Raw genomic sequence first — 17,222 nt, forward strand, 5'->3', positions numbered from 1 at the left:
CTTTGCAGTCAATACAGGTCGGCAACGGCCCGTTCGATGCGATCGCATGCTTGCGTGATCACCTCCATCGACGTCGCGATCGAGAGGCGGAAATGCGGCGATATCCCGTAGGCGGCACCCTGCAGCGCCGCGACCCCGACGCCATCCAGCAGATAGAGCACGAAATCGAGGTCTGTCTCGATTGTCTTGCCTTCGGGGGTCTTCCGGCCGATGACACCGGCGCAGTTCGGAAACAGATAGAAAGCGCCGTCAGGTACGAGACAGGAGAGGCCGGGCACGGCATTGAGCCGTGAGCACGCATAATCGCGGCGCTCCTTGTAGACCTTCACGCTTTCCGAAACGAATGACTGGTCAGAAGACAGCGCATAGGCGGCTGCGGCCTGACTGACCGACGACGGGCAGGACGACATCTGCGATTGCAGCTTGTTGATGGCCGCAATCAGGGCGGCCGGACCCGCCGCGTAGCCGATACGCCATCCGGTCATGGCGTAGGACTTTGAGACGCCGTTGGTGAGCAGAACACGCTCCTTCAGTTCCGGGACGGCAGCAACCAGCGTCGTCATCGGCTCGTCCTTGAACCAGATCTGGTCGTAGATATCGTCGGAGAGCACGAAGACGTGGGGATGGCGCAGCAGCACCTTGCCGAGGGCTTCGAGTTCGCTCCTGTCATATGCCGCGCCCGTCGGATTGGACGGCGCGTTGAGGATCAGCCACAAGGTCCTCGGCGTGATCGCCTTTTCCAAAGCCTCCGGCGTGAGCTTGAAGCCTGCTTCCTGCGGGCATTCGATGATGACCGGCTTGCCTTCGTTGGCAATGACCATATCGGGATAGGAAACCCAGTATGGTGCGGGAATGATCACCTCTGCATCGTTTTCCACGCTCGCCATCAGCGCCAGGAACAGAATCTGCTTGGCGCCGCCGCCCACGCAGATTTCGTTGTCCGCGTAGCTGAGGCCGAGCCGGCGCTGGAAATCGCCGATGATTGCCTTGCGCAGCGCCGGCGTGCCGTTGACGGCGGTATATTTCGTTTCGCCCCTGTCGATGGCTGCGTGCGCCGCGGCCTTGATGTTATCTGGCGTGTCGAAGTCCGGCTCGCCGACGGTCAGATCGACGATGTCGCGACCCGCCGCCTTCAGTTCGCGAGCACGGGCTGCCGCAGCCGTGCTCGGCGAAACTTTGATTCTGGACACACGCGATGCAGGCACGAAAGTGCTCATTGGGATTTCCTCGTTTCTGGAGAGACGGATTGGCTCAGTGAACGGCTTCGGTTTCGCCGCGCATTTTCCCGGTCAGGAACAGTTCGCCGAGCTCGTCATGGGTGATGTCTTTCGGCAAGCCGTCCCAGATGACCTTGCCAAGTCTCAGGATGACCGCGCGCTCCGCCACTTCCATGGCCTTCTTGGTGTTCTGCTCGACGAGCAGGATCGTCATGCCGTCCGCGTGAAGTCGAAGAAGCTCGTCGAACACGATACCGATCGCGGCCGGCGACAGGCCGACCGACGGCTCGTCGACCAAAAGCACCTTCGGCCGCTGCAGCACCGCCATCGCCACTTCGAGCAGTTGCTGCTCGCCGCCGGACATATTGCCGGCAAGCGTCGCACGGCGTTTCTTGAGGATCGGAAAGAGGTCGTAGACGTAATCGCGGTCGGCCTTCACCTTGGCGTCGCGGAGGGTATAGGCCGCCATCTGAAGATTTTCGTCGACGCTCATGACGGGGAAATTGCAGCGCCCCTGAGGCACGAAGGAAATCCCTTCGCCCAGAATGGCCCGCGACTTGCTGCCGGCAATATTCTTGCCGCGCCAGTCGATATTTCCCTGCTTGATCGTGGTCATGCCGTAGAGGGTCTTGAGAAGAGTGGACTTGCCCGCTCCGTTCGGCCCCATGAGCGCCACGAACTGTCCGGCGGGCACGTCTAAATCGATGCCGTTCAGAATATCCAGATTGCCGTAACCTGCGCGCAGGTCGCGGATCAAAAGTTGCGAGTTACCCTCCAAGATAGGCCTCCCTGACGCGCTGATCCTGAATGATGTCGCCCGGCAAGCCTTCGACGAGCTTGGCTCCCTGGTCGAGCACGATGACGCGCTGGCAGATGCTCGTAACGACATCGATATTATGCTCGATCACCAGGAAGCTCACGCCGAGCGACTTGTTGGCATAGAGGATGGTGTCGACGACGCGTTCGATGATCTTCGGATTGATGCCGGCCATCGGCTCATCCAGCAGGATGAGCTTTGGTTCGGGCATCAGCATGGACGCGAACTGGATAAGCTTCTGCTGTCCGCCCGACAGATTGCCCGCCGGCTGGTGGCGCACATCCCAGAGACCCGCCATCTTGATCAGGTCGCGGGCTCTCTCCCTGAGACCATCGATGCGCTGGCGGGACATCTTTCCGAGGCCGAAGGTCGATGCAATGGACGGGAAGGTGAACATTTGACCGGCGATGACCAGGTTCTCCTCGACATCGAGCGACTTGAAGGTGACGGTCTTCTGGAAAGATCGCAGCATACGGCCTTCCCTGGCGATGCGGTTCAGGGACCAGCCGGTGATGTCCTGTCCGTCAAGGACGACCGTGCCGGCGTCCGGCTTCGCAAGGCCTGTGCTGCAATCGAAGAAGGTCGATTTGCCGGAACCGTTCGGCCCGATCAGGCCTGCGATCTCACCTCGGTCGATGTGAATACTGACATCGTTGACGGCCTTGACCGCGCCGTAGGACTTGCTGAGATTCCTGATTTCGAGAAGCGGAAGATGACTGGTCATTTCGCGCCTCCGATCGCATTCCAGAAGCGATTGATCAGCGGCGCGCAGCCCTTCTTGAACCAGAAGACGAGGACGAGAAGGCAGACGCCATAGGCGATCATGCGCAGTTCGGGGGTAATGCGCAGCGCCTCCGTCAGCCCGACGAAGAGCAGGCTTCCGAAGACAGTGCCGGAAATCATCCCGGCCCCGCCTCCGAGCACGATGATCAGCATCGTGGTCGAATAGTACATCTGGAAGGTCAGCGGGCTGACGACTGTCAGGTAATAGGCGTAGAGGCAGCCGCCAACCCCGGCAAACACGGCGCTGATCATAAAGACGATCAGCTTGTAGTGCCAGGTGGGAACGCCGAGAGATTCGGCAAGCGTTTCGTTCTCACGGATCGCCACCATGTTGCGCCCGGCGGGCGAGCGGACGATTGCCCAGACAGCGAGGGTGGCGAGGGTCCCGATGATCAGGGCAAGATAGTAGAAGTTCGTCGTGCCGGACACCGTGAAAGAAAGCGGGCCCAGTTCGAAATAGGGTTTTGGAATGCTCGATAGACCCATGTCGCCGCGCGTCAGCGAGATCCAGTTCTTGGCGATGGCCTGACCGATGATCACGAAACCGAGCGTACACATCACGAAGGACGTCGAGCGCAGACGCAAGGCGGGAATGCCGAGCGGAAGAGCAAGGGCTCCTGAGACGGCGCCTGCAGCGATGAGATTGACGTAGAAGGGCGTTCCGTAGGTGACGGCGAGAAGTCCTGCCGTATAGGCGCCGATGCCGAAAAACGCGGCCTGGGCCAATGACAGAAGACCGGTATACCCTACAAGCAGATTGAGCCCATGTGCCGGAAGCATGAAAATCAGGGCGATGATCAGGGAATGGGTGATGTAGCGACTGCCGATGAACGGCGCGGCGAGTGCTAGGACGACCAGGACTGCGGCGAGCGGTATGCGAAGGTCGCGTCTGCGTGCCTGTTGAGCGGTTTCCGTCAGAGACATGTCGAGTCCTCGGTCGTTCGAGAAAGGTCGGCGGGCGCAGCTGCTAGAAGCGCGCCTGCGTCGAAAAGAGCCCATGCGGTCGCCACATCAGCATCAGGATCAGCGTAGCGAAGCCGACAGTGTCGCGGAATTGCAGGCCGACATACGTCGCGACCAGGCTCTCGGCCACGCCAAGGATCATCGCCGCGACGAAAGTGCCGCGCACATTCCCCAAACCGCCCATGATAATGATCGGCAGCGTCTTGAACGTGATCAGTTCGCCCATGCCGCCATAAACACTGACATTGACCGGCGCCGTCAGAACACCTGAAAGTGCCGCGAGGGCCGCCCCCAGCATGAAGGTTCGAAGCACCACCTGCGGTACATCGATGCCGACGACGCTGCAGCATTCGACGTTCTGGGAAACGGCGCGCATCGCCATTCCGAGGCGGGTGTAGCTGACCATCAGCTCAAGGCCGATGAACACCAACAGGCAGACGACGAGAATGAGAATGCGCTGCTGGGCCAGACTGAAGCCCAGGATGGAAACCGGTTCGATATAACCTCCGGCGAAGAATTTGTAGCCTCCGCCGAAGACGAGAATGATGGTGTTCTGCAGGATCAGCGCGATGCCGAGGGTGGCGAGCACGCCCGACTCCGCGGGCGCGCCGACCATCCGGCGCATGACGAGTTGCCCGACCACATAGGCGACGGCGATTGTCGCAAGAACTCCCACGACAATCGACGCTTCATAGGACAAGCCGAGATAGTCGATCGAAAACCACGCCCCGAACGTGCCGAGCATGTAGTACTCGCCGTGAGCAAAATTGATGGCTCTCAGCACCCCAAAAATCATGGTCATGCCGACGGCGACGATGGCGTAAACGGAACCAGTAACGATTCCATTCACAGATTGCTCAACTATGGTCGAGAGCATGGGCGTACTCCTCCCGGCAGATTAGTTGGCAGGATATTGAATGTCCGCCGTATATGCACCCTTGATGCTCGGCTTGCCGTTCTCGATCTGCAGCAGGATCATCGGCAGGCGGGCCTGGTTGTGGTCGTCGAAGGTAACCTCGCCAACCGGGCTCTTATATTTGATCTTCGAGAGTGCGTCGCGAACCTTCACCTTATCAGCGCTGCCGGCCTGCTTGATCGCCGCGGCGAGGAGATTGACGGTATCCCAGTGAACATAGGCGTGGTTATTCGGGGCTTCGTTGTAGGTGGCCGTGAACTTCTCGACGAAAGCCTTGCTTTCGGGCGAGTCAAACTGCGGCAGCCATGCGGCGGCTTCGACGGCGCCTTCGAGCGCCGACGGGGCTGATTTGATGGTCTTTTCCGTGTTGAACTCGCCATTGCCGATCAGCGTGACCTTGCCGGCTATTCCGAGTTCGATCATCTGGCGGGCGATGATTGGCGTCGTATCGGCGAGGCCGTACATGATGATCGCCTGGGCGCCATTGTCGCGGATCTTGGCGAGAACGCTGCGGAAGTCGACTTCGCCTTCCTTGTAGTAGTCTTCGCTGAGGATCTCTCCCTTGAAGTCAGGCAGGTACTTCTTCGTGAAGGTGATCGCCGAGCGGCCATAGTCGCTGTCGACGGAGAGCACTGCAAACTTGGTAAAACCGCGCTGCTCTGCGGCATATTTAGCGACGATCAGCGCCCGGTTCTCATCTGTCGGATAGTTGCGATAGGTCCACTTGAAGCCACCGACACCGGCCTGATAGGTGATCTTCGGATTGGATGACGCCGCATTCAAGAGAAGCACTTCGGCATCTTCCGCGACGGGCTGGATGGCGAGCGTCACCGAGCTGGAAACATCGCCGATGATGAAGTCGACGCCATCCTGGTCAATCAGACGACGGGCGGCCGAGACGCCTTCGACCGGCGTGCCCTGGCTGTCGGCGTTGAGGAGTTCGATTTTCATCCCGTCGATGCCGCCGGCATCATTGATGTCTTTGACGGCGAGTTCGGCTCCGTGCATCGAAAATGCGCCGTAGCGCGCATTCGGGCCGCTCATCGGCGCAACAAGTCCGAGCTTGATCGTCCCGTCCGCTGCCAACGCGATAGCCGGCAGGCCGGAGACGGTCACTGCCAGCGAAAGGACTGCTGTAGAAATGAAAAGCGCTCTGCGGCTTACGGTAAGTTTCATGTTCCCACTCCATGTTCTCGGGTGCAAACGCTTGGGCATATGGCCCAGCGTACTCCTGACCGCTTTCCGCGGTTCTTATCGCGTCAGCCCAGCGCTGACACCGTCACAGTAGGTTCAGGGAAGCGTCGCTGGCCAACACAACTCCACTCTGCCGCTATAGCGTTTATTTATAGCGAACCGATCGATTCGGCATTGCCGGAACGGCTCGCCGTCCGGCCGGATGAGCCGTCGGGTGATATAATGGTGATGTCGTCACTCGTCACTCGGATCCTGCACTCCACTCGCGATAGGCGAGGTGGATCTTTGCTCCGATCGTCGTGAAAGGCTGCGGCGGCAATGCCGTCGGGGCAGCTAGGCGCGCGTAGACGCGGCCGAGTTCGGAATCATGTCCGAGCACCAGTTCCGCGGCCGCGATCCCTGATGCCGTCGAGTTCGACGCTCCAAGACCGTTGCAGCCGCATGCCGCGAATACGCCACGCTCGATCTCGCCGAATGCCGGAACATGATTGCGCGTGAGCGCCATCGCACCGGCCCAGCGATACTGCATCCCGACGCCGCCAAGGGTGGGAAAGCGTTTGGAGAACTTGCCGTCGTGGAGGCGGCCGGCCCGCTGGATCGCAGCGTCGCTGACTGCGAGGCTTGGATTATAGCTGTAGCGCGAGCGCACCAGGATTCGGTCGCCGGCGCCGGTGCTGATGCGGCGGACGGTCGTTCCCATCGGCAGGGCGGGAGTGGCGGCCCACTTCCGCTCTCCGCTGAGGCGCGAGGGGTCGAACGCCTCGGTGAGGGAGGCGTAGGTGAAGACGTGGAGCAGGCGTCCCGGGAAGAAGCCGAAGCTCTCCACATGTCCATTGTTTGCCATGATGATCTTCGCCGCCTGCACGGAACCCTGCGGCGTCCTGACCAGCCAACCCGTACCGGAGCGCTCGAACGAGAGCGCCGGCGTCCGCTCGTAAAGGGTGACAGGCTCCTTCAGGCAGTCGGCGACCGCGCGAATGTAGGCGGCGGGCTGCACGATGACAGTGCCGGGCATGAACAGACCGGAGGTGTAAACCGGCGATCCCGTTACCGCCCCGATCTCGCTGGTCTTCAGAAGCCGATGGTCTTCGCCCATGTTCGTCAGCTGCTGCGCATAGTCATCGAGGTGCTTGTCGCCTTCCGCGCTGATGGCGACGCTGTATCGGCCACAGGGATCGAACACCTCCTTGCCCCAGCCGTTTTCGGTCGCCATCTCGGTCGCCAGACCGATGGCCGAGCGCTGAATGAGCACGGATTGCCTGAACCTGGCCTCCGACTCTCCGCTGAAATCGTCGGACGAGACCTCGTGCGGCAGGTCGATGATGAAGCCCGAATTCGCGCCCGTAGGCCCCTCGCCGACGACGCCCGCTTCAAGGACCGCGACCCGCGCGGTCGGGTCCAGGCGTGAGATGCGCCGGGCCGCGGAAAGGCCGGCGAAACCACCGCCGATGATCGCGACGTCGGCAATGACACGTCCGGTCAGCATCGGCCGTGTCGTGCGTGGCGCAAGCATGGCCACCCAGCCCGAAACGCCTGCGCGTTTCGGAAGCCTGGATGCAACGAAGAGGTTCCTTGCGGCCTGGGTCACGTCAGATCGCTTCCCGCTCCATGAGCGTTTCGAGGGAGCGGCGAATGGCCGGAAGCTTTTCTGGGGCAAGCCCGCGCAGCGGTTTTCGCGGAACGCCGGCGCCGTAGCCCACCAGATCTGCCGCCGCATAGACGGACTGCACGTAATCGCCTTCCCAGATCAGCCCCATCGACGGCTCCAAGATTTTCCAGAGCGCGCGAACCTCGTCCCACTTGTACTCAGCGGCGGCCTCGACGAGGGCAACGCAGGTTTTCGGAGCGAAGTTTGCCCCACCCCAGATCAGGCCGTCGCATCCGGCATAGAGCGCATAGGGAACGAGAGGGTCGGCGCCGTTCATGACGAAACGGCCGGTGCGGATAAGTGCTGCCTGCTTTCCAAGATCGCCGCTGCTGTCCTTGACGGCACAGATGCCGGGGATTTCGCTCAGCTTGTCGAGAAGTTCGGGCGTAACAGCGACGCCGACCGCCTGGGGAACGTTGTAGCCGATCACCGGCAGGCCGGCCTTCGCAACCTCACTGTAGAAATCGACGATGCCCTGGTCGTCGGTCGGTCCTTCGAAGAAGGGCGGAAGAACCATGACGCCTTCGGCGCCCGCGTCTCGCGCGCGGATGGTACGCTCGACGACGTCTTCCACGAGGAGAGCGGAGGTCTGCGCAATCACCTTTGCCCGTCCGTTGACGATCCGCGCTCCGCGCCGGATCAGCTCCTCGGATTCCTCCTTGGAAAGGTAGACGTGCATGCCGGTGCCGGAGCTGAACAGAAAGCTCCTGACGCCTGCTGAGAGATAGCGCTCAACATTGTATTCGAGCCTTGCGTAGTCGATGCGTCCGGCATCGTCGAACGGCGTGGTGATGGCAAGGTTCAATCCTGCAAATTGGAAATCAGACATTCGTTTTGTGTCCCGCGTTAGGCCGTCGAAGGGTCAAGCCAAATGGTCCTAGAGGGTCGGCGTCTCCAGACCCTCTGGGGCCGCGTACATGGCCATGTTTCGTCGTGAAAGCTCGAGGTGAAGCCGCGCCAGTTCTCCGGCTGCGTCGGGATTGCGTTTCCCGATCGCGTCGATCATCTCGTCATGCTGTTGTGTGGCGAGCTCGAGCTCTTCCTGCATGCGAGGCGTGTTCGGGTGCTTGTAGAAGACCTTGCCGATGCGCGCATGGTCGATCTGCAGTCGCCGCAGGCTCGGAACCAGATAGACGTTGTGCGCCATCTCGCCGATCTGTCGGTGGAACTGGTCGTTGTAGAAGATGCGCCCCACGACGTCGCAATTGTCGACGGCCTTTCGAAATGATTGCTGCATCTGCTTAAGCACGTCGAGCTGCCCGCGCGTTCCATTCTCGGCCGCCAGCTTGCTGGCGGTGATGTAGATCATCGGTGCAAGGAGGAAGAAGTCATGCAGCGACTGGTGGCTCAGGGAACTGACGCGCGCAGCACGGTTGGCTTCCAGCTCGATATAACCTTCGCCAGCCATCTGCCGCATCAGCTCGCGAACCGGCGGGCGGGATAGCCCGAACTCCTCGCTCAGCGCCACTTCGTCCAACACCGCACCCGGCGACAGCTCCATCGTCAGGATGCGTCTGCGGAGCGCAAGACCCAGGTTGGCCTTGCGGTCGGGGTTGCCGATTTCGGAGAGAATGTCATCGTCCATCTCATAATCCTTTTGGAAGACATTATGTAGACATAAGATAGACGTCAAGAATTTCTTGAGAATCCGGAATCGAATCCGCTCGCCCAGTCAGCGAGAAAACAGGTTCGGGTCAGGAAAAGTTACTGCCTTCACCCGCAGCGAATGCTGCGTCGGCAAGGCGACCGGCAAACCGGAGACCTCGATTGCTCATCGACCCATCCGGCAACAGCTATGAGGTCGGCGACGCGCTCTAAAAGGTCAGTTGCACCTTGCAGGCCGCGGAGCGGTCGCCGGCGAGCGTGAAGGCTGCGGTGGCTTCTTCGAGCGGCAGGCTGTGGCTGATGATCGGCCGCACATCGATCTTGCGGCTGGAGATCAGCTCGACGGCAGTACCGAACTCCTCGTGGAAGCGCTGCGTTCCGTGGAGTTGAAGCTCCTTGCCGACGATGGCGTTGAGAGGGATCGGGACGTCTCCTGTGACGCCGACCTGCACGATCGTTCCGCGCGGCCTGATGGCGGCAATCGCGCCGCGGATTGCCGGGGCGGCGGCCGAGCATTCGAAGACGAGATCGAAATAGCCCTTTCCCGCCTCATATTCCGCAAGCGCAGCGACATCCTTCGAAACATTGATCGTGCGGCTGGCGCCCATCGCTTTGGCCCGGTCCAGCGCCGCATCCGCGAGATCGGTCACCACGATCTCGCTTGCGCCATGATAGGAGGCGACGGCAACCACCAGGGCGCCGATCGGGCCGGCTCCGGTGACCAGCACGCGTTTGCCTGTGATATGTCCCGCGCGCGATGCCGCGTGCAGGCAGACGGAGAGCGGCTCGCTGCAGGCCGCTTCTGCGGCAGTTGTCGCAACTCCGACCGCAAAGCACTGCTTGGCCGGCACCACCAGCCATTCCCGGAACATGCCCTGCTCATGCGGCAGGCGCATCGCACTGCCCATGAAGCGCATTTCCAGGCAGTGGATCGGCATGTTTTTCTGGCAATATTCGCAATGCCCGCAGGGCTGGCTGGGATTGACCGCCACCAGCGTCCCGGCATTCAGATCGACGCCCTCGCCTGTTTGGCTGACGGTCCCCGAGGCCTCGTGGCCGGGTATGATCGGCTCGCGAACCCGGACCGGGCCGAAGCCGCCATCCTGATAATAATGCAGGTCGGAGCCGCAAATCCCTGCGGCCGCCATTTTGAGAAGCACCTCGCCGGGACCAGGGGTCGCAACCGCGGCGGTCTCGATCCTGAGATCACCCTTTTGGTAAAGCCGTGCCACACGTGTCCGCATCTTCCGCTCCTATCTCAGCAGTCCAAGCTGCTGCGGCAGCCAGAGCGATATAGCGGGCACAAAGGTGATCAGGATCAGCGCCAGGAAGAGCGGCACCAGCCAGGGCAGGATCGCCATGGTCGTGCGTTCGACAGAGAGTTTCGCGACCCGCGACAGCACGAAAAGCACCATGCCGAGCGGCGGGTGCAACAGGCCGATCATCAGGTTCAGCGTCATGATGAGACCGAACTGGACCGGATCGATCCCGAATTTCAGGACGATCGGCAGAAGGATCGGCACGAGGATGGTGATAGCCGCGATCGTATCCAGGAAGCAGCCGACGAAGAGCATCAGCAGGTTCACGAGGATCAGGAAAACCCATTTATTGTCGGTGATCGACAGGATCGCATCGGACAGCAGCTGGGCCGCCTGGCTCACCGTCAGCAGCCAGGCGAAGACCGATGCCGCGGTGACGATGAAGAGAACCGATGCCGTCGTCTCGATCGTATCGAAACTTGCCTTGGCGAGCGTCGACGGCGTCATCGTGCGGTAGCGCACCAGGCCGAGGAACAGAGACCAGAGGACGGCTGCGACAGCCGCCTCCGTCGGCGTGAACCAGCCCATCGTCATGCCGCCGATCAGAATGACGGGCGTCATCAGCGCCATGACGGCGGAGAAGCGGAAATACCAGTCGAGGGCAAGAAGCAGGGCAAGGGCGATGCCGGCTGCGGCATTCATCGATACACCGGCACGCATCATCAAGTAGATGGCCAGTGGCACCGCCAGGACGACGACGATTTCCATCCCCGCCGACAGCAACTGCCTGACATCGAACGGCGCGTCCGAGCCCCAGCGCTTCTTATAAGCAAAGGCGGCGACAGTGATCATCATCAGCAGCGTCATGACGATGCCGGGCAGGATCCCCGCCATGAAAAGAGCGCCGATCGAGACGTTCGCCATCATGCCGTAGATCACGAACGGCAGCGATGGCGGGAAGATCGGGCCGAGCGTTGCCGAAGCCGCCGTCACGCCGACCGCGGCCTCGACCGGATAACCGTGATCCTTCATTGCCTTGATCTCGATCGTGCCGATACCCGCTGCATCGGCGAGCGCAGTGCCCGACATGCCGGAGAAGATGACCGAACCGATGATGTTGACTTGCGCGAGACCGCCCTTCATCCAGCCGACGAGAGCGACGGCAAAGGAATAGATGCGGCCGGTGACACCAGCTGAGTTCATCAGGTTGCCCGCGAGGATAAAGAACGGCACGGCGAGCAGCGGGAAGCTTTCGACGCCGGCGATCATGCGCTGGGCGACGATGATGTCGGGGGCGACGCCGTAAAGGACGATGTAAAGCACGGATGCGACAGCCATCGAAATGGCGACGGGCACCCCGATCAGCATCAACACCAGGAACGAACCAAGAAGCAGCAGCATCGGATCAACCCTCGACGGTCTGGAATTCTTCGGGGCGCTCCAGAACGGAGTAGCCGCGGCGCATGTTGGCGATGAAGACGATGACCGCGCGGATCAGCATCAGCACGAAGGCGACGAGAACGCTGTAGAAGACGATGTTGCGCGGCAGGTCGATGGTGACCATCTGCTCGTCCGCCACGATGTCGACATAGCGCCACATCAGGTGGCAGCCATAGGCGAAAAAGCCGATGCGGACGATATCGACGAAAGTGGCGAGTACGCGCGCCAGACCTGCAGGCATATAGTGATAGAACACATCCACCTGGATATGCCGCGAGGTGCGCACGCACATGACGGAACCGAGAAAGACGACACCGATCAGGCAGTTGATCGCAATCTCCTCGGTCCATGCGTAGCTGTCGTTCAGCACATAGCGCGTGAAGAACTGCAGGAAGACGCAACCCGCCATCAGCCAGAAGACGATCAGCGTGATCCAGTCTTCGATGGCATAATCCGAGACGTTTGCGGTCGGCGCGTGGCCTTCGAACTCGTGACCGATTTCTTCGGCCGTGATTTGCGTATGGATTTCTTGCGACATGATCGGCCTAGTTCCAGTTGGGGAAGAAGGGCGCGGCGTGTGGGGCGCGTGCCCTTCGTGTCGACATCGTCTTGCGCTCGGCGGCGCCTGCCCCTCATCCGGCTGCCGCCACCTTCTCCCCGTAAACGGGGCGAAGGGGATATGCCGCGACCTCTCCGTCCGACGCACGTCTCGCGGGGCATGTCCCCTCTCCCCGCGAGCGGGGAGAGGGTTAGGGTGAGGGGCAACCGTAGTTGCCAGGCTTTACTGGATCGCGCGGATTGCTTCCCAATCGGCTTTCTCGTAGCCGAAATCCTCGAACTTGACGTTTTCCATCACGGTCTTTTCGAAATCGGCCTTGTCGACCTCGGCGACGTTAAGACCCTTTTCCTTGAAGGTCGCAATGAGGCTGTTTTCCTTGCCGGCGATCGTCTTGCTCGTGCGCTCGGCGGCCTCCTGCATGACCTCGCCGAAGATCTTCTTGTCCTCGTCGGAAAGGCTCGCCCACCGCGTCTTCGAGACCACCGTGTTGAGGTGATCGACGATGTGGCCGGTGAGGATGATGTTCTTCTGGACTTCGTAGAACTTCTTCGCCTCGATCGTCGTCAGCGGGTTTTCCTGTGCCTCGACCGTGCCGTTCTGCAAAGCGAGATAGACTTCGGCAAAGGCGATCGGCGTCGTGTTGGCACCGCAGGCGCGCGGCATGGCGAGATAGGCCGGAACGTCAGGCACGCGGATCTTCAAGCCCTGCATATCGGCGCATTTGGCAATCGGCTTGTTTGATGTCGTGTGGCGCGTGCCGTAATAGCTGACGGCGGCGATGTGGTTGCCGGTCTTGTCTTCATAGCCTTTGGCAAGGCGCTTGAAGACATCGCTCTTGGTATAGGCGATCAGGTGATCGGGACCGCGGAAGATATAGGGGAAGTAAGTCACGCCGATCGGCTTGTAGTCGCGCGCCGCAAAGCTCGATCCCGAGATGATGATGTCGACCGTCCCGAGCTTGAGGCCCTGGTTGATGTCGGCTTCCTTGCCGAGCTGCGATGCCGGATAGACCTCGATCTTGTAGCGCCCGTCGGTGCGTTTGTTGATCTCTTCCGCAGCCCATACGGAATCCGTGTGAAAGGGCTCTGACGTTTCATAGACATGCGCCCATTTCAGCACTGTCTGGGCCTGCGCGATCGCGCTGCTCGCCATGATCGCGGCCGCGGTGCAAAGTATCGTTGCCAGTCTGCTTTTCATTGCTCTCTCCTCCCGAGCTTGGGTTAAGTCTTGGTCGTGTCTTTCGACGGCCGCTTGTTGCGTCCGCGCTCCTCTTCCCCCGAAAACTCCTCCCCGAAGCTCTCGGAAAACCTCTTCTGCGACATTGTGAGATGGGCGCGCATGGCCGCCTTGGCGCCAGCGGCATCGCCGGCGGCGATCGCGTCGCGAATAGCGCGATGCTCGTCCAGGGCGCTGCGCCATGTCGTTGGCCCCTCGAAGTGGCTGGCGAGCCTTGCGAAATAAGGGGTCATGCGCATGTCGAACATCTCGCCCGTGACGCGGATCAATGTCGCATTCCCAATGATGGCGGCAATGCCGGTATGGAAGGCGCGATCGGCATCGAGCACTGCGATTGCATCGTTGACCACGCCACCCATGCGCGTCAGAGCTTCATCCAGCAGAGCGATATCTTCCGGTTTGGCGCGACCGGCCGCTTCTTCGGCGATGGCGCATTCGATGAGCGCGCGCGCCTGCAGCAGTTCGAACGGCCCCTCCACCGGCTCTCGCTCGGCCCCAGTGACGGTCGCAGCATGCTGGCGCACCACATAGATGCCGGATCCCATGCGGATGTTGACGAGGCCTTCGACCTCCAGGACGATCAGCGCCTCGCGGACGGTCGGGCGGGAGACCGAAAGTTGCTCCGCAAGGTCGCGCTCGGCCGGCAGCCGCTGGCCGACGGCAAGCTCGCCGCTCGCGATCATCAACCGAATCTGATCCGCGACCTGCCGATATAGGCGGCGTGATTCAACAGGCGAAAACATCGTGGCCTCCCTAGGCGAGCTTCTCCTCAAGCGCGCAGCTGGTCAACTGGCCTGACCAATTCAGGCATAGATATCACCGGAGGAGTTGTGCGTCAATCCGCCGCATAAACTCAAAACGAGAGTTCGCAGCATAGGCCGAGCAGGCATGCAAAAAAACCCGCTGAGGCGGGGTTCTTCGCGAAGGGAATAATCAGTTGTTATGCGCGGCGCAGGCCTCATCCATCGGCGTAGCGTTGCTTGTGCCGCCCTGCGTCTGAAGATTGTCGGAGTTGTTGACCGGATTGGGGCATTTGGGCCTGTCGGCTTTCATTGTGCCGGTAGTCGTGGAGCCGGTCGTGGTGGTATCGGTCGCCATCGGCTTTTTGGCCTTCATATCGCCGCTTGCACCGCTACCCTGATCGGCCTGGTTTTTATCGATCGTGGCGCCGGCTGGTGCCGGATTGGACTGGGCGAAAGCAGACGTGGCCATGCCGATGGCGAGAAGCGAAGCTGCTATGAGTTTCATACGCATCCTGATGTCCTCCTTGGGATCTTTGCGTGATCAGGCAGAACCTCGCCGACACCTCATTGTTCCGCATTTTCTGCTTACAAACATCCCATAGGCTCTGGAGCCCGGTCGCGACCAAGGATCAAGGGTGAGGCAGAGTCAGGAAGTGAGTGATGGCCAGGCGTGCCGGCCAGTGGCGACCGAGATCGTGAAGGTTACTTCGCGTAAAGCGCACGCGAGCGCTCGAGATGCTTGAGGAGTGCCGTTTCCGAGCCATCGACGTCGTTTGCGGCCAGGCGGTCGACGATTTCGTCGTGTTCGGCGAGCGTGAATTTTTCCTTGCCGGTCCAGATCAGCATCTCGGTATGATATTCCTTCAGCCAGGCAAGCATGGCTTCGCTGACGGCGATGTAGATCGGGTTGCCTGATATCTGCGCGATGCGGGTGTGAAACTCCATGTCCGCGTCGATGAACTCTTCGGCCCGCCCAAGCGACATTCGCTGGCGTTCGATAACGTTCCTGAGGTCGGCGATGTCATTTGCGGAGGCGCGCTGCGCGGCCTCGCGCGCCATGCCCCGCTCGAAGAAGATGCGCGCGCTCTTCAAATATTCCAGCGAGTCCGACGATTGCGACAGCATGATCTTGGCGGTGAGATCGACCTGGCGGAATATCGATTTTGCCGTCAGCCGGAGGACCTTCGCCCGCTCGCCATGCGAAATGCTGACCAGACCTTTGTTGGCAAGGGATTGCATGGCCTCCCTGATCGCCGGCCGGCCGACGCCGAAGCGTTCCATCAGCACCCGCTCGGAGGGCATTTCGTCGCCGGGCTGAAGCTCGCCGGAGGTAATCATTCGTTCAAGTCGATCAAACACTTCGTCAGAGAGTTTCCGGCGGACGATTTGTTCGAGGGGCTGGGTCATCACATCTCGCTGGCTCAAAATGTTTTCTCCTAACAGTTTCCGTGTCGAGAACAAAGCTGTCGGCGAAAATTTGCGGATCCGAAGATTCTACTTTTCATCAGTTGGAATACTCATTATACCAGATCACGAGTTGACGCCATGGCAATCTGCGTGGCGAGAGGAGCAACCGCCAGTTTCATGATGATCACCCTGACCTATCGTATTGAAACACCCGGCAGCGTCGAGGCGATGGCGGAAAAGGTCGCGAGCGACCAGTCGACCGGAACCTTCGTGCCCGTCCCCGGCGAGACCGAAGAGCTGAAATCGCGTGTCGCCGCCCGCGTGTTGGCGATCCGTCCGCTCGAAGGCGCCAGTCATCCGACCTGGCCCGAGGTCGCTCCCGGCACGCTGCTTCATCGCGCCGATGTCGACATCGCCTTTCCACTGGACGCGATCGGGACAGACCTTGCGGCATTGATGACCATTGCGATCGGTGGCGTCTATTCCATCAAGGGCATGACCGGCATCCGCATCGTCGACATGACGCTGCCCGACGCCTTCAAAAGCGCGCATCCCGGACCGCAGTTCGGCATCCCTGGAAGCCGCCGCCTCACCGGCGTCGAAGGCCGGCCCATCATCGGAACGATCGTCAAGCCGGCGCTTGGCCTCAGACCGCACGAAACGGCTGAACTCGTCGGCGAGCTGATCTCATCCGGCGTCGACTTCATCAAGGATGACGAAAAACTGATGAGCCCGGCCTATTCGCCGCTCAAGGACCGCGTTGCGGCGATCATGCCGCGCATTCTCGATCACGAGCAGAAGACCGGCAAGAAGGTCATGTATGCCTTCGGCATCTCACATGCCGACCCCGACGAGATGATGCGCAACCACGACATCGTGGCTGCGGCCGGCGGCAACTGCGCCGTCGTCAATATCAACTCGATCGGCTTCGGCGGCATGAGCTTTCTGCGCAAGCGCTCCAATCTGGTGCTGCACGCGCATCGAAACGGTTGGGATGTGCTGACGCGCGATCCGGGCGCCGGCATGGACTTCAAGGTCTACCAGCAATTCTGGCGGCTGCTCGGGGTCGATCAGTTTCAGATCAACGGTATCAGGGTCAAGTATTGGGAACCGGACGACAGCTTCGTCTCGTCCTTCAAGGCCGTCAGCACGCCGCTGTTTGATGCCTCCGATTGCCCGCTTCCGGTTGCCGGTTCGGGCCAGTGGGGAGGACAGGCCCCCGAGACCTATCAGCGGACCGGCCGGACCGTCGATCTTCTCTATCTCTGCGGCGGCGGCATCGTCAGCCATCCCGGCGGCCCGGCGGCCGGCGTTCGGGCCGTGCAGCAGGCCTGGCAGGCCGCGGTCGCAGACATCCCGTTGGAGACCTACGCAAAAGATCATCCGGAGCTCGCCGCTTCGATTGCAAAATTCAGCGACGGCAAGGGCGCATGAC

Annotated in this window: 17 protein-coding genes; 1 reads left to right on the forward strand and 16 read right to left on the reverse strand. The window is 61.0% G+C overall.

Going from position 1 to position 17,222, the window contains the following annotated elements; translation table 11 throughout:
- Positions 1 to 8: 8 nt before the first annotated feature.
- From HX898_RS25155 to HX898_RS25230, 16 genes are all read right to left on the reverse strand, one after another.
- Positions 9 to 1,217 (reverse strand): aspartate transaminase, encoded by a 1,209-nt coding sequence (locus tag HX898_RS25155; RefSeq protein ID WP_180196096.1) that lies wholly within the window; start codon positions 1,215 to 1,217, stop codon positions 9 to 11.
- Positions 1,218 to 1,251: 34 nt separating this feature from the next.
- Positions 1,252 to 1,995 carry an ABC transporter ATP-binding protein gene (locus HX898_RS25160; RefSeq protein ID WP_180196097.1) on the reverse strand — a complete coding sequence of 248 codons (744 nt, stop codon included), beginning with the start codon at positions 1,993 to 1,995 and terminating at the stop codon, positions 1,252 to 1,254.
- On the reverse strand, positions 1,985 to 2,758 hold the full coding sequence (locus HX898_RS25165; RefSeq protein ID WP_003550376.1) for an ABC transporter ATP-binding protein: 774 nt from the start codon (positions 2,756 to 2,758) through the stop codon (positions 1,985 to 1,987). The genes HX898_RS25160 and HX898_RS25165 overlap by 11 nt, the downstream gene beginning before the upstream one ends.
- Positions 2,755 to 3,741 carry a branched-chain amino acid ABC transporter permease gene (locus HX898_RS25170; RefSeq protein ID WP_180196098.1) on the reverse strand — a complete coding sequence of 329 codons (987 nt, stop codon included), beginning with the start codon at positions 3,739 to 3,741 and terminating at the stop codon, positions 2,755 to 2,757. The genes HX898_RS25165 and HX898_RS25170 overlap by 4 nt, the downstream gene beginning before the upstream one ends.
- Before the next feature lie 43 nt (positions 3,742 to 3,784).
- The gene (locus tag HX898_RS25175; protein ID WP_018444573.1) at positions 3,785 to 4,657 is read right to left on the reverse strand and encodes a branched-chain amino acid ABC transporter permease; all 873 of its coding nucleotides are present in this window, start codon (positions 4,655 to 4,657) and stop codon (positions 3,785 to 3,787) included.
- Between the two features lie 21 nt (positions 4,658 to 4,678).
- Entirely contained in the window at positions 4,679 to 5,872 is a 1,194-nt protein-coding gene (locus HX898_RS25180; RefSeq protein ID WP_113546883.1) for an ABC transporter substrate-binding protein, read from the reverse strand.
- 259 nt (positions 5,873 to 6,131) lie between these two features.
- Positions 6,132 to 7,478, reverse strand: coding sequence for an FAD-binding oxidoreductase (locus tag HX898_RS25185; protein ID WP_180196099.1), 1,347 nt, complete (start codon positions 7,476 to 7,478; stop codon positions 6,132 to 6,134).
- Position 7,479: 1 nt separating this feature from the next.
- A complete protein-coding gene (locus tag HX898_RS25190; RefSeq protein ID WP_180196100.1) occupies positions 7,480 to 8,367 on the reverse strand; it encodes a dihydrodipicolinate synthase family protein in 888 nt (295 codons plus the stop codon).
- A gap of 48 nt (positions 8,368 to 8,415) precedes the next feature.
- Positions 8,416 to 9,123, reverse strand: coding sequence for a GntR family transcriptional regulator (locus HX898_RS25195; protein WP_180196101.1), 708 nt, complete (start codon positions 9,121 to 9,123; stop codon positions 8,416 to 8,418).
- Positions 9,124 to 9,352: 229 nt separating this feature from the next.
- Positions 9,353 to 10,387, reverse strand: coding sequence for an L-idonate 5-dehydrogenase (locus HX898_RS25200; protein ID WP_180196102.1), 1,035 nt, complete (start codon positions 10,385 to 10,387; stop codon positions 9,353 to 9,355).
- A gap of 9 nt (positions 10,388 to 10,396) precedes the next feature.
- On the reverse strand, positions 10,397 to 11,803 hold the full coding sequence (locus tag HX898_RS25205; protein ID WP_029874539.1) for a TRAP transporter large permease: 1,407 nt from the start codon (positions 11,801 to 11,803) through the stop codon (positions 10,397 to 10,399).
- A 4-nt stretch (positions 11,804 to 11,807) separates the two neighbouring features.
- Complete coding sequence (locus HX898_RS25210) at positions 11,808 to 12,380, reverse strand: TRAP transporter small permease (RefSeq protein WP_003550385.1); 573 nt, start codon at positions 12,378 to 12,380, stop codon at positions 11,808 to 11,810.
- A gap of 243 nt (positions 12,381 to 12,623) precedes the next feature.
- Complete coding sequence (locus HX898_RS25215) at positions 12,624 to 13,598, reverse strand: sialic acid TRAP transporter substrate-binding protein SiaP (protein ID WP_094087986.1); 975 nt, start codon at positions 13,596 to 13,598, stop codon at positions 12,624 to 12,626.
- 23 nt (positions 13,599 to 13,621) lie between these two features.
- A complete protein-coding gene (locus HX898_RS25220) occupies positions 13,622 to 14,380 on the reverse strand; it encodes a FadR/GntR family transcriptional regulator (protein ID WP_180196103.1) in 759 nt (252 codons plus the stop codon).
- Positions 14,381 to 14,570: 190 nt separating this feature from the next.
- Entirely contained in the window at positions 14,571 to 14,891 is a 321-nt protein-coding gene (locus HX898_RS25225; RefSeq protein ID WP_180196104.1) for a hypothetical protein, read from the reverse strand.
- 191 nt (positions 14,892 to 15,082) lie between these two features.
- On the reverse strand, positions 15,083 to 15,787 hold the full coding sequence (locus HX898_RS25230; RefSeq protein WP_180196130.1) for a transcriptional regulator NanR: 705 nt from the start codon (positions 15,785 to 15,787) through the stop codon (positions 15,083 to 15,085).
- Positions 15,788 to 15,964: 177 nt separating this feature from the next.
- On the opposite strand from HX898_RS25230, the gene oiaX reads away from it, so the two are divergent.
- The gene (oiaX, locus tag HX898_RS25235; protein WP_180196105.1) at positions 15,965 to 17,221 is read left to right on the forward strand and encodes a 3-oxo-isoapionate-4-phosphate decarboxylase OiaX; all 1,257 of its coding nucleotides are present in this window, start codon (positions 15,965 to 15,967) and stop codon (positions 17,219 to 17,221) included.
- The last annotated feature ends 1 nt before the right edge of the window (position 17,222 follow it).

The organism is Rhizobium sp. WYCCWR 11128, assembly GCF_013416305.1.
In the GTDB taxonomy this organism is placed as follows: domain Bacteria; phylum Pseudomonadota; class Alphaproteobacteria; order Rhizobiales; family Rhizobiaceae; genus Rhizobium; species Rhizobium indicum.

Excerpts from the sequence above, each read along its gene's own strand:
- HX898_RS25155 (WP_180196096.1), bottom strand. The coding sequence starts at position 1,217 with ATGAGCACTTTCGTGCCTGCATCGCGTGTGTCCAGAATCAAAGTTTCG.
- HX898_RS25165 (WP_003550376.1), bottom strand. The coding sequence starts at position 2,758 with ATGACCAGTCATCTTCCGCTTCTCGAAATCAGGAATCTCAGCAAGTCC.
- HX898_RS25170 (WP_180196098.1), bottom strand. The coding sequence starts at position 3,741 with ATGTCTCTGACGGAAACCGCTCAACAGGCACGCAGACGCGACCTTCGC.
- HX898_RS25175 (WP_018444573.1), bottom strand. The coding sequence starts at position 4,657 with ATGCTCTCGACCATAGTTGAGCAATCTGTGAATGGAATCGTTACTGGT.
- HX898_RS25180 (WP_113546883.1), bottom strand. The coding sequence starts at position 5,872 with ATGAAACTTACCGTAAGCCGCAGAGCGCTTTTCATTTCTACAGCAGTC.
- HX898_RS25190 (WP_180196100.1), bottom strand. The coding sequence starts at position 8,367 with ATGTCTGATTTCCAATTTGCAGGATTGAACCTTGCCATCACCACGCCG.
- HX898_RS25195 (WP_180196101.1), bottom strand. The coding sequence starts at position 9,123 with ATGGACGATGACATTCTCTCCGAAATCGGCAACCCCGACCGCAAGGCC.
- HX898_RS25200 (WP_180196102.1), bottom strand. The coding sequence starts at position 10,387 with ATGCGGACACGTGTGGCACGGCTTTACCAAAAGGGTGATCTCAGGATC.
- HX898_RS25205 (WP_029874539.1), bottom strand. The coding sequence starts at position 11,803 with ATGCTGCTGCTTCTTGGTTCGTTCCTGGTGTTGATGCTGATCGGGGTG.
- HX898_RS25210 (WP_003550385.1), bottom strand. The coding sequence starts at position 12,380 with ATGTCGCAAGAAATCCATACGCAAATCACGGCCGAAGAAATCGGTCAC.
- HX898_RS25215 (WP_094087986.1), bottom strand. The coding sequence starts at position 13,598 with ATGAAAAGCAGACTGGCAACGATACTTTGCACCGCGGCCGCGATCATG.
- HX898_RS25220 (WP_180196103.1), bottom strand. The coding sequence starts at position 14,380 with ATGTTTTCGCCTGTTGAATCACGCCGCCTATATCGGCAGGTCGCGGAT.
- HX898_RS25225 (WP_180196104.1), bottom strand. The coding sequence starts at position 14,891 with ATGCGTATGAAACTCATAGCAGCTTCGCTTCTCGCCATCGGCATGGCC.
- HX898_RS25230 (WP_180196130.1), bottom strand. The coding sequence starts at position 15,787 with ATGACCCAGCCCCTCGAACAAATCGTCCGCCGGAAACTCTCTGACGAA.
- oiaX (WP_180196105.1), top strand. The coding sequence starts at position 15,965 with ATGATGATCACCCTGACCTATCGTATTGAAACACCCGGCAGCGTCGAG.